Below are 14606 nucleotides of genomic sequence, written 5' to 3'. Positions count from 1 at the left end.
TGAGAGCAGGTCACGGGCCTGTAGTCGGCAAAGAGGGGTTCGTATGAAACGGAAATTCGGGGACCGCGCGAACTGGCGCCGGATTACGAACCGACAATTCACATGCCGGTTCGTTCAATCCAAAATTTTCACAGGTTATATTACGTTGTACACCATACAGGATTTGAAAGAACCTCTGTGGAAAACATATGGAGGCAGTACCTTCTGTATCGCAGATAAAGGTTATTCTTGGCTGCAATACTATCCGAAGGGAGAACACTTTGTAGTTACGGCCATGTTTGACGATCAGGAACGAATTGTAGAGTGGTACATTGATACATGTCGTAGTCAGGGGATAACCGATCAAGGTGTTCCTTGGTTTGATGACCTGTATCTGGATGTCGTTGTGCTGAAAGATGGAGAAGTATTTTTGCTGGATGAAGATGAGCTTGAAGATGCATTGTCACGGAAGCATATTACGACAGGTGATTATGACTTGGCAAACAAGACGGCAAAGGAACTGCTGCATGCCATTGATGCACATGTATTCCCATACTTTCAGTTATCACTGAAGCACAGGCAGAGTTTGTTTGAGAACGGAGAGTTTCGAAAAAACATTCAGATTTGAGACACGTACCTGGCCTTAGAATTCTTCATGATCCTTCTAATATTGGAGCACCTGATAGAATACATTAATAATCAGGAGAGTTCAGCCCGATAAAATAGAGGTGATGGCGAATGAACGGACGGGTCATGGCTGCAGGAGAGCAACCAGGAGGCAGACCATCCAGACAAATTAATATTGTATTGCGTAACCAGGAACCTCAGATGTTGGTCAAAGACGAAGCAGCGGCAGTACAGGCGGCTAAGAGTATAACCAAACATGCGCACTTCCAGGAGATACAGGGTGAATTGGAGCAACTGGTTGGACTTGAAAATATCAAGGACTTGGTATTTGAAATCTATGCTTTCCTACAGATTGCTCAAATGCGTACCGAAGCAGGCTTACTTAGTGGCGCGCACGTGTATCATATGATCTTCAAAGGTAATCCGGGGACTGGTAAGACAACTGTAGCCAGAATTGTTGCGAAACTTTTTCAGAAGATGGGTGTGTTGAGTAAAGGACATCTTATTGAAGTAGAGCGTGCGGATCTGGTAGGAGAGTATATCGGTCACACGGCGCAGAAAACAAGAGATCTGGTCAAAAAGGCACTCGGTGGGATCTTGTTCATTGATGAAGCATACAGTTTGGCACGCGGTGGTGAGAAGGATTTTGGCAAGGAAGCCATTGATACGCTTGTGAAGTCCATGGAAGATAATAAAAATCAGTTTATACTGATTCTTGCCGGGTATTCGGAAGAAATTGATTTTTTTCTCCAGACGAATCCGGGGTTACCTTCCCGCTTTCCCATTCAGGTAGAGTTTCCAGACTATAGCATTGATCAGTTGATTCAAATCTCTGAGATTATGGCCAAAGAGCGTGATTATATTCTAATGCCACAGACCATACTCAAGTTGAAGCAACATTTGCTTCAGGAAAAAAATGATTCGCTGCATGCGTTCAGTAACGCCAGATACGTTCGTAATGCCATTGAGCGTTCAATTAGGCATCAGGCGGTTCGTTTGTTGGAACAATACTCAGAAGGCAGTCCAGGTAAACTGGAGCTGATGACAATCCGTACAGAGGATTTGAACTTTGAGCGAAAGTAAGCGATAATATAGTTTTTACACCAGCCGGCCGGGCCAACCGGTTCGGCTTAAGGCATGCCATGGCATATTCATGGCAATGACGATTAATCAACGGATTAGTAATAAGAGGGAGTGAACATATACATGACAAATGGCACACATGATACAGATATGGTCAAAAAAGATCGCGCCGTCTTGGTGAGTCTTGTTACGGATGATGTAAAACGTACAGGTATCAATCCGGAGTACTCTTTAGAGGAACTGGTGAAACTTGCCGAGACAGCTGGAGTGGAAGTGCTGAGTGTACTTTCTCAGAACAGGGAAAAGCGTGATACTAAATGGTTCATTGGTAAAGGTAAGGTGGAAGAGCTTCGTGCAATTGCGGAGGAACTCGGAGCAACTACAGCTATTTTTGATCAGGAATTGTCAGGTGCGCAGGTTCGTAATCTGGAAGAAACCCTCGATCTCAAAATTATTGACCGTACCCAATTGATTTTGGACATCTTTGCACAACGTGCCAACACCAGAGAAGGTATCATTCAAGTGGAGTTGGCTCAACATAGCTACTTGCTGCCACGGTTGTCCGGTCATGGTAAGAACCTTTCCAGACTTGGAGGCGGAATCGGAACAAGAGGTCCGGGTGAAAGCAAGCTGGAGACAGACCGCCGTCACATCCGTGGTCGTATCGATGATCTGAAGCGTCATCTGGAAGAATTGACTCGTCATCGCAAGTTGCATCGTGAACGCCGTAAAAAGACAGGTATTGTTCAGGTGGCCCTTGTTGGTTATACCAATGCTGGCAAATCAACCTTGCTCAAGCAGTTAACTGCTGCAGATGTGTATATTCAAGATCAGCTATTCGCTACACTGGATCCAACATCACGCACGATGGAACTTCCAAGTGGTAAAGAAATTGTACTTACCGACACGGTAGGATTTATTCAAAATCTCCCGCATGATCTAATTGCAGCATTCCGTGCAACGCTGGAGGAAGTGAATGAAGCAGACCTGATCCTGCATGTTGTTGACGCCTCATCAGCTATGCGTGAAGATCAGATGCGAACGGTTAACACGATTCTGCAAGAACTTGGTTCAGGGGACAAGCCACAGTTAGTGCTTTATAACAAGAAAGATGCATGTACTCCTGAACAGCTTGAGATGCTTCCATTGGATAAGGACCATATCAAAGTAAGCGCATTAGACTCGGATGATCTACTTAAAATCCGTGAATTGATTCAGACAGAGCTGACAGGTGACACGAAGCGCTTCCGTATTCCGGCAGAACGTGGTGATCTTACGTCGGTACTCTACAAAATTGGTGACGTCGTGAATACCAGCTTTGAAGAGAATGATGTGATTTATGAAGTTGAATTGCAAAAAGGTGAATATGAGAAATTTGGTTATATGCTTGAAGAATTCATTGAATTGTAATATTCATGACATATTGATGTGATAAGTTGACACGATAATGGATAATCAACGTCAGATTCGTGCTATGAAGGGGAATGAAGTAAGATGGTAAGCTTTGATTCAGAAATATATGATCTTCAACATCAAGTGGAGCGTCAGATTGAAGGACAACTTCAACAGATTGATCGGATCACAGATCACAATCAATGGAAGGTCATTAATGCTTTCCAACAGCGAAAAGTAAGTGATTTTCATTTTGCAGGTTCAACAGGTTATGCGTATAACGATCGTGGACGTGAAGTGCTTGATGAAGTATTTGCTGTTGTGTTCGGCGCGGAAGCCGCGTTGGTACGTCCTCATTTTGCTTCAGGTACACATACGATTAGTACAGCCCTCTTTGGCGTGTTGCGCCCAGGTGACGAATTATTGTACATCACGGGTAAGCCTTATGACACATTGCATAAAGTAATTGGCAAACCCGGCGATGGTACAGGTTCTTTACGCGATTTTGGCATCGGTTACCGTGAGACGGCTTTAACTGCAGAAGGTGGAGTCGACTGGGCAGCAGTTGAGAAAAGCATCACACCGGCTACAAAAGTCATTGGGATTCAACGTTCACGTGGTTATGACTGGCGCTCATCCTTCTGCGTTGCTGAGATCGCTGAGATGGTTACACGTGTTAAAGCGCTGAAACAAGATGTCATCGTATTCGTGGATAATTGTTACGGTGAATTCACGGAGGAACGTGAACCGACAGAAGTCGGAGTTGATCTGATGGCCGGATCACTTATTAAGAATCCTGGTGGAGGCATTGCTGAAACTGGTGGATACATATGTGGGAAGGAACAATACGTACAACTTGCAGCTTATCGTCTGACAGCCCCAGGAATCGGGGGAGAAGTGGGAGCAATGCTAGGGACAACACGTGGCATCTACCAAGGACTTTACATGGCTCCGACAATTGTAGGACAAGCTATCAAAGGAAGTACGTTTGCTGCCGCGATGTTTGCTCAATCCGGATTTGTAACCAAACCTGCTTGGAATGAAACTCGCACAGATCTGATCCAGGCTGTGCAGTTCAGCTCTGCCGAGCATCTGATCGCCTTCGTGCAGGGGATTCAGCGTGCAGCCGCTGTGGATAGCCACGTGGTTCCTGAACCTTGGGACATGCCTGGTTATGAACATCCTGTCATTATGGCGGCAGGTACGTTTATTCAGGGGGGAAGTCTGGAATTGTCAGCCGATGCACCTATTCGGGAGCCATATATCGGGTATATGCAAGGCGGATTAACGTACTCTCATGTCAAATATGGCGTTTTAATGGCGTTACAGACCATGAAAGATCGTAAATTATTGTGAGTTTATCTAACATGTCATTGACACTTGGTAACAACTAAATGTACAATAGGGTGAAGAATAGATGACTGGAAGGTTGATGAACATGGGTGATGAAATTCGCAGAAATATGGCCTTATTCCCGATTGGTATTGTAATGAAACTTACGGATCTGTCTGCACGTCAGATTCGTTATTATGAGCAGCACAGCTTGATCGTTCCTGCGAGAACGTCAGGTAATCAACGTTTGTTCTCTTTTAATGACGTTGAGAGATTGCTAGAGATTAAGGCTTTGATTGAAAAAGGAGTTAACATCGCGGGGATCAAACAAGTGATGAATCCTGTTTCGAAAGAATCCGAGGAAGCTACAGTTATCACGCCAGATACTGAAGTCAAACGCAGAGAGCTGTCCGATACGCAGTTGCATCGCTTGCTGAAGCAACAGCTTGTATCAGGCAAGAGACCTGGACAAGTATCTCTCATTCAGGGAGAGCTTTCCCGATTCTTTAATAAAAAGTAAATTCGCATAACTTGGCGAGTGAGGGGAAAACATGCACTTTTGGTGTGAGACTCCTTGACCCGTGGAACTTTCTAATGTACAAATATAACAGGCAAGCCAAATACGCAGATAAGAAAGGGAGAGGTTATAGTGAGTTATACAAAAGAAGACATTCTCCGCATTTCGAAAGAAGAAAACGTACGATTCATTCGATTGCAATTTACTGATTTGCTTGGAGCTATCAAAAACGTTGAGATTCCTGTGAGCCAGTTGACTAAGGCTCTGGATAACAAAATGATGTTTGATGGATCTTCCATCGAAGGTTATGTACGTATTGAAGAGTCCGACATGTACCTCTATCCAGATCTAGATTCTTGGCTTATTTTCCCATGGGTTGCAGAGAACCGTGTTGCTCGTCTGATTTGCGACGTATATCTTCCAGATGGTAATCCGTTCCCAGGAGATCCGCGTGGCATCTTGAAACGTAATCTGAAGGAAGCCGAAGAAATGGGATTCACTTCCTTTAATGTTGGTCCTGAACCAGAGTTCTTCTTGTTCAAAACAGATGAAAAAGGAAACCCGACTAACGAACTGAATGACCAAGGTGGTTATTTCGACCTTGCGCCTACGGATCTTGGTGAAAACTGTCGTCGTGACATCGTTATCACACTTGAAGAAATGGGCTTTGAGATCGAAGCTTCCCACCATGAGGTAGCTCCAGGTCAGCATGAGATCGACTTTAAATATGCTGATGCTCTGAAAGCTGCTGACCAGATCCAAACGTTCAAACTCGTTGTTAAAACGATTGCACGTCAGCATGGTTTACATGCTACATTCATGCCGAAACCACTGTTTGGTATGAACGGATCCGGTATGCACTGTAACCAATCCTTGTTCAAAGGCAATGAGAACGCATTTGTTGATGAGTCGGACGAGTTGGGTCTGAGCAAAACTGCTCGTCACTTCATGGCTGGAACTCTGAAGCACGCACGTGCTTTTGCAGCAATTACTAACCCAACTGTGAACTCATACAAACGTCTTGTACCAGGTTATGAAGCGCCTTGCTATGTAGCATGGTCTGCTAGTAACCGTAGCCCAATGATCCGTATTCCAGCTTCCCGTGGCCTGAGCACACGTGTTGAAGTTCGTAACCCGGATCCGGCTGCTAACCCTTACCTGGCTTTGGCTGTTCTGTTAAAAGCAGGTCTGGACGGAATCAAACGTGAGCTTTCCTTACCAGCTCCAATTGACCGTAACATCTACATCATGTCAGAAGAAGAGCGCGTGGAAGAAGGCATTCCAAGCTTGCCAGCTGACCTGAAAGAAGCATTGAATGAATTGATCCGCAGCGAAGTCATCTGCGACGCTCTCGGCGACCACGCCTTGGCTCACTTCTATGAGCTGAAAGAAATTGAGTGGGATATGTACCGCACACAAGTCCACCAATGGGAACGCGATCAATATATTACTTTGTACTAATAGCTCAATCCCTTGGCGCTCTAGCGCTGAGGGGTTTTTCTTTTTGTGGGCAAGTACCTATATATTTAAAGAAAAATCAAAGTGCCCACAAAATGCCCACAAAATATTTTTCTATTCGAAAATTTCTTCAGTGAATTTCTCAAATCTATCTATATTGCTTTTCTGGATCTTGCCTGAGATGTGGGCATATACATCTGATGTGATCTGAATACTTCCGTGACCTAATTGTTCTTGAACGAATTTCATATCTGCCCCGGACTCAAGTAAAAGAACCGCGCAGGTATGTCGGAGAGAGTGAATGGGGAGGGATGGGAGATCACAACGTTGTAAGATGCGGGAGAAGGCATTGAACAATGATGATTTAGGCATGAAGTTTCCATCTTCCCTACATAGAACCAGATCAAGGTCATGGTGGTATCTATCCCCAAGTATCCCTTTGTTATGTTCCTGCCACTCTCTGTGAAATTTGATGTCATTTACTAGATTTGTAGTAATTTTTATTTTTCTTTCTGATTTTTCTGTCTTGGTGTCACCGAATAATTCTTCTTTGTTTTTCGCTGTAAAATCTAAAGTTTCATCAATTGTAATAAAATGATTATCCAAATCAATATCGATCCATTTTAGAGCAGCTGCTTCGCCTTTTCGCATACCAGTTTCAATTAACACTCGGAAAAATATCCAGTATACATAACCATAATGACGAGAGTTTTGCATAAACAATGGTATATCATCGGAATCAATAAAGTGTACTTCCTTCTTTTTGCGCTTAATTTTTATTTCGACACCTAGACATGGATTTTTTTCTAATTTTCCGATTATAACAGCTTTTTGTAAGGCGTTATGCATTGTGGAATGAATCAATTCAACCGTACGTCGGCTATATCCTTTCTCACTAATATGGTTTATAAAATTTTGGTACATAATTGGCTTCACGTCTCGTATAAGCATGTTTTTAAAAAATGGGATAATATGATTTTTAATGTTGTTCTGATGAAGTAATAGTGTATTCTTACGAACACTTCCTTTCTTATATTCGTTGATCCAAAAATCCAGATAATCTTGTAGCGATAAATCAGATTGTTCATAGCCAGCAGCAAGTTTTCTTTCAAATTCTCTAACTGCCAACTGAGCTTCTTTTTTTGAATCGAATCCTCTTTGTGCCTTCTCTCGAAATTTCTGTGTGAAAGGGTCCTTATACCTTAGTCGATACTCCCATCCAGTCCCATGTTTTTTATAGCTAGCCAAACAAAAACCTCCCTTAAAGAACGTATGTTCTATTTTTATATATGTGAAGCCGCCATGCAGCGGCGTAAGCGCAAGTTACGTTTATAGTTCATATAGATGGTGTAATTCCTGAGGGATACCACAACTAATTAGATAATGTTCCATGGATTCACATTGTTCCGATGGTTTGCCATAGGTAAGAAGTTTCAATGCAAAAGTATTTGCTTGACGTTCAAATTTGCCAATGTTAAAAAAGGTATGTTTATCCATCCAAAACTGACTTATACCTGGATGCATGCAGTCGTGGGCTAGTTCATGTGCACATACGACCCTCTGCCATTCCTCAGTCAAGCCGTTGTCTATCACAATGAATCTACGCCTGAGTTTTCGGTAGTATAGACCCCGCGTTCCCTCATCGAAACTAACAAACCTAACCAATATGTTCCTTGCCTGTGCAATTGCAAAAGGGTCGGTTGTTTTATATTTACGAACAAGCTTGTGAATGATATCATCCAATCCATTTCACCTACTCTTTGGAGTCTTGGTCGTTTGGTTTCTTGCTATTTCGTTTCTTGCTATTTCGTTTCTTGCCATATGTTTCTTTGTTTAATTCCTTTGCTTCCCAGAATAGACCAGACAATATGTCCAACACACGTTGACGCTTTTCACCTTCAATTGGAACCCCATCAAAGAGGACAGGTTGATCATTCTCAAGCATCTTTCTGAAATCTGCAATATCCTTATTCGTTGCCCAGTCAGGTACATCAGCATTGTCAGTGATGGTTTCTTTTTGATCGCTGTTTCCAAGTAAATAATTCGGAGTCGTTTTTAAGATGGTGGCTATTTTTTCTAGGTCTGTACTTGAAGGGATAACCCTATCGTTTTCTATATGACCAAAGTTGGATCTACCCATACCTAGATGTTCTGCTATTATTATTTGAGTTAAACCTATTTCTTTTCTACGGTTACGAATACGCTCACCTAAAGACATTCTCTAGCCTCCAAAACATTTTTTTATAAAGGGTATTTTAAATACTTGACGGTATTTAAAATACCCTTTATAATCAGGATACAAGTTATATAAAAGGGGGTGAAGAAACATTGCCAGAGAAGCTGATTGAAAAACGCGGTAATCTTAGAAACAAGCGACTTCAACAAGGGCTGACCCAATCTATGCTAGGCAATGCAGTTGGCGTTTCTACTGAACATATCAAGAGCTTAGAATACGGTCGAGTCAATCCAAGTTTTAAATTAATGCTAAAAATTTGTGAAGTTCTAAAAGGAAAACCAGACGAATTATTTTAGTTCAGTAGGTAGTCAGAATACCTATATGAAGTATACTTTTGTTAATGGGTATTGTCAATACCCATTGTTTGAGGACGGCATTTTTTTATATCCACAAGGGTATTTTAAATACCTTCGATTATGATCCGGAGGTGACGATTTGGAAAAAATGATGACTATTAACATTAATGAAACAGAGGTATTGAAGCTTGCCCGAGAGCGCATTGCCGAATTAGTAAAAGAAGTGGATTCGGAATACGTATACTGGGATTCGGAGGAATTAATGAAGAGAACCTGTATGAGTTGGAACACCATACAGAATAATTTTTTCTTTGATCCACGATTTATAAAAGCGAAGCTTGGTGGAAAGTGGTATTTTCCCGTTCAAGAAACCAGAGAGTTTCTAAGGCAATGGCTTTTTGAACATTTGAAGAAAGGAGAAATGTAATTGTTAATTAAGATAAACGAAATCAAGGTTGCAGATAGAATTCGCAAAGACTTTGGCGGCATTGAAGAGTTGGCACTAGACATTGATCAAAACGGACTTATCAATCCTATAGTAGTAACACCAGATTATCAGTTAATTGCAGGAGAGCGCCGATTGCGTGCTCATCAGTACCTGGGACGCAAAGAGGTTGTAGTCCGAGTGATGGAAATCAGCGACTTCGAACATCAGCTTCGGCTTGAAATATCCGAGAACGAGCATCGGAAAGAATTCACCTTCTCAGAGCGAGTCGAGTGGGCTAAACGATTGGAAGAAGTCGAACGGATCAAGGCGAAGGACCGGATGGCTGGAGGTAAGGAAAATGTACCTGAGCATCCCGCTGGACAAGTCCGTGATATCGTAGCTGATCAAGCAGGCTTTGGATCAGGCAGAACCTACGACAAGGCCAAGTACATCATGGAAAATGCGACACCAGAAATCATCCAGCAACTTGATGAAGGGATCATATCTACACACAAAGCGTATGTGGAGACTAAGGAAAGGCTTGAAGCTGCTGTACGAGAGGCTGAGAAACGCGCTAACCAAGCGGAGCATGAAAAGGAAGAGCTCCAGCGACGATACAAGGATGCGATTCCAGCCGATCAGGTGGACGAAGCAATAGCGGCCGCTGTTGAGCGTAGAGACGAAGAGACGGGAGTCTTGCTTGAACAAAAAGAGCAGGAAGTTACTCGGAGGATCAAAGAGCGGGACCAGTACTGGAAGGAAAAGCTCGATGATGACGTTGAAGCTGAACGCCTGAAAGTTGAAGATCTGAAATCCGGGTATCAGAGAGCTAAAGAAGAACTTGAGGCACTTAAGCTTCAGCAACCTGATGATTTCGATGAACAGTATGCAACGGCTCAATTGAAGAAACTCCGCTTCGAATCAGACTACAACTCTACCCAAGTTAGTTATCACATTAAACAGTTTCTTCAGAAGGTTGGTATCACTTCGTTTATGCTTGGCGCAGTATCCGGTGCAAGTACCAGTGATAAAAAGCGGGTGTCAGAAGGTCTTGATATGCTTCAATCCTTCATTGACCAACTTCGACCAGCAATCAATTCCAGAAAGGTGGTAGAACGAAATGACATTGATTAATCCTAACCAGACTGACTTCTTGTCGGTTGTCGAAAGACAGATGCAGTTAACTGAAGCTCAAGGTAAGGCGATTCGCGGTTTGGTGGATGGCATCAGACAGATGCAAGAGGATGTGGCCGAAAAGGTTGGAGAGGTCCAGATGATGGTTCAGGAGGTCCGGGACAGCGTAACGCTTACGGATGCGGAGTGCTACCAACTCCAGTCTCTTGTCCGCAAGAAGTCGAACTCGTTAACAAAGGACAGGTACAAAGAGTCTGACGAGAAATTCAAGGACCTGGTCGGTCGTTATCGTAGGATGGTATGGAGTAAACTGAAAGATCGGTTTGAGGTAGCGAAATACAGCCATGTACGGCGTATCGACTTTGATGATGCGGTTGAGTTCATTAAGGAATTTCGTCCGGAAGATTATATCTGAGGGAGTTGAAACCTATGAGATTAAAATTCATGACGCTTGACGATTTGGCACGTATCTGGTCACACAAACCATTGCAACATGCAATTATTCAAAAAAACATTGCCAAAAAGAAATGATGATACGTGCTCATGAGTTATTGCAAACCAGAGTACTGCGAAGACAGATTAGAGATTTATGTGATACTGCGATTGATGCATTAGCAATGGAACGCAGCATCAAACCCATCAAACAACAAATTAAGATGCTCCGTAACGATCTTGAGGAATTAGAACGCTCAATCGATAAGAATGCAGAATATGAAGGACTAATCTGGAAAGAACCATCAGGCTATAAGGTTGAAGGGACAGTGATTGGTTTGTGTAAACACTGTGATAGAGAAGTGTTCTCTGGACAAAAATTTCCTGATCCAAAAGAAGAAGGACTCTTCTGTAACTACTATTGCAGAAGAGTCTACCGCAACAACAGTATCAAATGAGTCCTTAAGTTAATCGTGCTACCAACACGATCATTTGAAAAACAATTCAACGGCAGTATACCATGCAATTCAAAATTTGAAAATAGGAGCTGGAAAATATGAATTTAAATATCCTGGTAAATGATGCTATGGAGAATATTCAAAAGGATGGGTTTGTTGAAGAAGTTATTAAAAAGCAATTGGAGACTACTATCAAAAAAGTCGTTGAAGATTACTTTGGCTCCTATGGAGATTTCCGTAAAGAGTTGGAAAACCAAGTAAAAGAACAACTGGAAATTGATATGAGCAAACTTGGGATTGGCGGATACAATCTCATGGTTTTGAATGAAGTGAAGTCCCAATTGGAAACAGCGCTTCACATTCAGGGTGTCCAAAAAATAAAAGAAAATATGGAAAAAATGCTAGTTGGCGTCAAGTCAGAATACAAGTTATCTGAGTTAGTTGAGGCTATGAAAAAGGATAAGAACGAGGATCACGATAAAGATGGCGAAAAAATAGGCTTCATTCTTGAAGAGAGCGATTACGGTTACAAACACATTTACCTTGATCCTGAAAGTGACGGTACAGAATCATGGCGCTCTAGCAGATCGAAATACAATTATAAATATCAACTTCACTTAGATAAAGAAGGTCATGTCTACAATTCCAAAATTGACAGTCATGATTTATCCAAAAACAACGAGATCATGACATCGTTTTACGACTTCGACAAATTAATGTTCCAAATTTTCGCTACAGGCGCAAAGGTTATTGTCGATGAGGATGAAGTAGATACCTATTATGGTGATGATTATTAAAAATTAAAGTAGGAGTGACTGCATTGTCTTTACAAAAACAATATTCGCTAGGCGAGTTATACAGTCTAGCTGAACAGTGCAGTCACGATTATCCGGCTACACTGGCGCGGAAGATTGGGTATTTGACGGAGGTACAAGTTTTATTGGGCCGGAGAGCTGCGGAGGCGGTGAGGGACTATAAACGTCTATACGCTGAACGCAAGCGTGTATATGCAGAAGCCTACCTTGCTGCTGGGAAAGACAAAGCTCAGCGTGCGGAACTCGCTATCATCAAGATCCGTCTTCAGGAAGCCGATGCCGAGGCAGACAAGGTTCGATGGCATAACGCAGTAGAAAGTAATGACCAAGTTATAAACTCATTAAAATACAGCCTGAAGGTTCTGCTGGCTGAGTACAACAATCCTGCCAGCGGGAATAGGTAGGGCTGATAATGCGAGGTTGAATCATGGCAGAAATAAAATGGATCAAACTCAGTACCGGAATGTTCAGTGATACAAAGATTGAACTCATTGAAGACATGCCTGAGGCTGATACGATCATTGTAATATGGCTCAAGTTACTGACAATGACCGGCAAGGCAAATATGGGAGGATACATCATGTTGACTGAAAACATCCCATATACAGAAGAAATGCTATTGTCTGCTATTAAACGTCCTTTACCTGTTATAAAAATGGCTTTATCCATCTTTGAGAGATTCGGTATGTTAGAAGTTTCTGAACACGGAGCTTACTTCCTCCCGAATTGGGAGAAGCATCAGAATATTGATGGCATGGATAAGGTCAGAGCACAAACTAATGATAGGGTTCGCAAGTTTCGAGAGAAGCAGAAGTTGCTCTATCCAGGTCAAAAAACTAATCCAGATTGTAACGTTACAGGAAACGCTACAGGTAACGTTACTGTAACGCCCGGTAACGGAACAGAACTAGAACTAGATTTAGAACAAGAAAAAGATAGTAGTTGTTGTTTATCGCCCGAGGCTGATAACGATTCCAAAGATGAGGGGATACCGTCTTCCCGGCAAGGTACCGTTCCTGCCACTCCTGAAACAGATGCTGACTCTGGACAGGATGAAATATCATCGACTGAATTGGATTATCGCAACGCGGTTGCTAGCAAGTATTTACAACGCAGAGGTAAGGGCATGGATATATCTCCAGCGGATGAGGTGAGTATTTCCGAATTGATCAGAGACAAGGTGCCACTGCAAACGGCTCTTGATGGAGTTGACAAAGCGTTTGACAACTTTAAACCCAAGCATTCTCGGGACGAGATCAGGAGCGTGAACTACTGCTCTACAGTGATTCAAGCTCTCCATGCTTCGAACACAGAAAATTCGAATCAATCGGATACACAACGTGCAGCAGAACAGGTGCCTCCTGAAAACGTTGTTCCTGAAGTGCTAGGCGAACAGTACACCGAAAACGATCTTCAAAAAATGATTGCTGAACTAAGAGCAAAACAAGGGATGTGAAGCAGTGGGCAGCTTTCAAGAAGAGCTAAAAGCGTTGATGCCAGATCGGTTTTTGGAACGCCGAGCCTCTGCCATTGAACGGATTGATAAACACCCGGAGATACAGAGGCTTAGACAAGAATATCCAGCTCGTTCAGGAGACCTAACAAGCCCTAAAAGATACAGGGATGTATCTGAACATTTGTCTCAATGTGATGCGTGCGCCACGTGCCCTGGTCTAATGGGCTGTCAGAACGTCCAGAAGGGCCACAGGAGCATGGAAGAACCTAATCCTAACAAATCGGACGAGTTGGTGTTCAGGCTAAGGAAATGCAATTTGTTAAAGGCCTACGAGAGACAACAGGGGATTGGTCAGAGAATCAAAAGCCATTTTATACCCGCTCACATTTTGGACGCGACCTTTGATGACATCGAACCTGATCCGCAACGCTTACCCGCCATTACGGCGGCGGTTAAATTCTGTAGCACATTCGTTCCAGGGCAAACGACAAAAGGGTTGTATCTTTACGGTCCTATGGGTGTAGGTAAAAGCCGGATCGCCGGAGCGATTGCTCAAGAACTAGCCAAATGTGACATAGATGTGCTCATGGTTTATGTCCCGGATTTTCTACTCGAAGTCAAGGATGCTATTGGTTCCAAGACAGAAACAGTTGAGAGCAAACTTGATTCTCTAAGGACAGCATCTGTACTAATACTCGATGATATTGGAGCTGAGACCTTAACCATTTGGACAAGGGATGAAGTGATTGGGCCAATACTCCAGCGGCGCATGGAGCGACTACCGACAATATATACTTCCAATTTGACAGTTAATGAACTGAGACATCACTTTGCTAATGTGAAAGATGCCAAAGAGATGGACAGAAAGCAGCATGAGAAGAAGGCAGAGCGGATCATTGAACGGATCGAACCTTTTTCAAAAACAATATCGGTAGGTGGAAGAAATAGACGGAGGGGATAATCG

General features: G+C 42.8%; 18 protein-coding genes. 15 read left to right on the top strand and 3 right to left on the bottom strand.

What is annotated here, in order from left to right; all coding sequences use genetic code 11:
• Positions 1-43 precede the first annotated feature (43 nt).
• The 6 genes from PAHA3_RS12310 (at position 44) to glnA (ending at position 6391) form a co-directional block, all read left to right on the top strand.
• On the top strand, positions 44-607 hold the full coding sequence (locus PAHA3_RS12310; RefSeq protein WP_062835000.1) for a DUF402 domain-containing protein: 564 nt from the start codon (positions 44-46) through the stop codon (positions 605-607).
• A 110-nt stretch (positions 608-717) separates the two neighbouring features.
• Positions 718-1689, top strand: coding sequence for an AAA family ATPase (locus PAHA3_RS12305; RefSeq protein WP_062834999.1), 972 nt, complete (start codon positions 718-720; stop codon positions 1687-1689).
• A 123-nt stretch (positions 1690-1812) separates the two neighbouring features.
• A complete protein-coding gene (hflX, locus tag PAHA3_RS12300; RefSeq protein ID WP_062834998.1) occupies positions 1813-3099 on the top strand; it encodes a GTPase HflX in 1287 nt (428 codons plus the stop codon).
• An 84-nt stretch (positions 3100-3183) separates the two neighbouring features.
• Complete coding sequence (locus PAHA3_RS12295) at positions 3184-4437, top strand: methionine gamma-lyase family protein (protein ID WP_062834997.1); 1254 nt, start codon at positions 3184-3186, stop codon at positions 4435-4437.
• A gap of 82 nt (positions 4438-4519) precedes the next feature.
• Positions 4520-4933: a MerR family transcriptional regulator gene (locus PAHA3_RS12290; protein WP_056689944.1), complete on the top strand. Its 414-nt coding sequence runs from the start codon at positions 4520-4522 to the stop codon at positions 4931-4933.
• A 129-nt stretch (positions 4934-5062) separates the two neighbouring features.
• Entirely contained in the window at positions 5063-6391 is a 1329-nt protein-coding gene (gene glnA, locus PAHA3_RS12285; protein WP_062834996.1) for a type I glutamate--ammonia ligase, read from the top strand.
• Positions 6392-6502: 111 nt separating this feature from the next.
• Here the strand turns inward: glnA and PAHA3_RS12280 are convergent, their stop codons facing one another.
• From PAHA3_RS12280 to PAHA3_RS12270, 3 genes are all read right to left on the bottom strand, one after another.
• On the bottom strand, positions 6503-7636 hold the full coding sequence (locus PAHA3_RS12280; RefSeq protein WP_062834995.1) for a site-specific integrase: 1134 nt from the start codon (positions 7634-7636) through the stop codon (positions 6503-6505).
• An 81-nt stretch (positions 7637-7717) separates the two neighbouring features.
• Entirely contained in the window at positions 7718-8131 is a 414-nt protein-coding gene (locus tag PAHA3_RS12275) for an ImmA/IrrE family metallo-endopeptidase (protein WP_062834994.1), read from the bottom strand.
• A gap of 10 nt (positions 8132-8141) precedes the next feature.
• On the bottom strand, positions 8142-8606 hold the full coding sequence (locus tag PAHA3_RS12270) for a helix-turn-helix domain-containing protein (RefSeq protein ID WP_062834993.1): 465 nt from the start codon (positions 8604-8606) through the stop codon (positions 8142-8144).
• Positions 8607-8716: 110 nt separating this feature from the next.
• Between PAHA3_RS12270 and PAHA3_RS30875 the strand changes: the two genes are divergently transcribed.
• The 9 genes from PAHA3_RS30875 to dnaI all read left to right on the top strand — a co-directional run bounded on the left by PAHA3_RS30875 (position 8717) and on the right by dnaI (position 14603).
• Positions 8717-8920: a helix-turn-helix transcriptional regulator gene (locus PAHA3_RS30875; RefSeq protein ID WP_062834992.1), complete on the top strand. Its 204-nt coding sequence runs from the start codon at positions 8717-8719 to the stop codon at positions 8918-8920.
• Between the two features lie 148 nt (positions 8921-9068).
• Positions 9069-9347, top strand: a complete 279-nt coding sequence (locus PAHA3_RS12260; RefSeq protein ID WP_062836081.1) for a group-specific protein — start codon at positions 9069-9071, stop codon at positions 9345-9347.
• The gene (locus PAHA3_RS12255) at positions 9348-10481 is read left to right on the top strand and encodes a ParB N-terminal domain-containing protein (RefSeq protein WP_062834991.1); all 1134 of its coding nucleotides are present in this window, start codon (positions 9348-9350) and stop codon (positions 10479-10481) included. It begins immediately after the preceding gene.
• The gene (locus PAHA3_RS12250; RefSeq protein ID WP_062834990.1) at positions 10468-10896 is read left to right on the top strand and encodes an ORF6C domain-containing protein; all 429 of its coding nucleotides are present in this window, start codon (positions 10468-10470) and stop codon (positions 10894-10896) included. The genes PAHA3_RS12255 and PAHA3_RS12250 overlap by 14 nt, the downstream gene beginning before the upstream one ends.
• A gap of 136 nt (positions 10897-11032) precedes the next feature.
• A complete protein-coding gene (locus PAHA3_RS12245; protein ID WP_235599430.1) occupies positions 11033-11371 on the top strand; it encodes a hypothetical protein in 339 nt (112 codons plus the stop codon).
• A gap of 98 nt (positions 11372-11469) precedes the next feature.
• Complete coding sequence (locus PAHA3_RS12240; RefSeq protein WP_062834988.1) at positions 11470-12168, top strand: hypothetical protein; 699 nt, start codon at positions 11470-11472, stop codon at positions 12166-12168.
• Positions 12169-12182: 14 nt separating this feature from the next.
• Positions 12183-12590 carry a hypothetical protein gene (locus PAHA3_RS12235; protein WP_235599429.1) on the top strand — a complete coding sequence of 136 codons (408 nt, stop codon included), beginning with the start codon at positions 12183-12185 and terminating at the stop codon, positions 12588-12590.
• Between the two features lie 23 nt (positions 12591-12613).
• Positions 12614-13642: a phage replisome organizer N-terminal domain-containing protein gene (locus PAHA3_RS12230; RefSeq protein ID WP_062834986.1), complete on the top strand. Its 1029-nt coding sequence runs from the start codon at positions 12614-12616 to the stop codon at positions 13640-13642.
• 4 nt (positions 13643-13646) lie between these two features.
• On the top strand, positions 13647-14603 hold the full coding sequence (gene dnaI / locus PAHA3_RS12225) for a primosomal protein DnaI (protein WP_062834985.1): 957 nt from the start codon (positions 13647-13649) through the stop codon (positions 14601-14603).
• Positions 14604-14606 lie beyond the last annotated feature (3 nt).

It is taken from the genome of Paenibacillus amylolyticus (assembly GCF_001570725.1).
GTDB lineage: Bacteria > Bacillota > Bacilli > Paenibacillales > Paenibacillaceae > Paenibacillus > Paenibacillus amylolyticus_A.
This window is presented reverse-complemented; position numbering and strand designations above follow the sequence as displayed.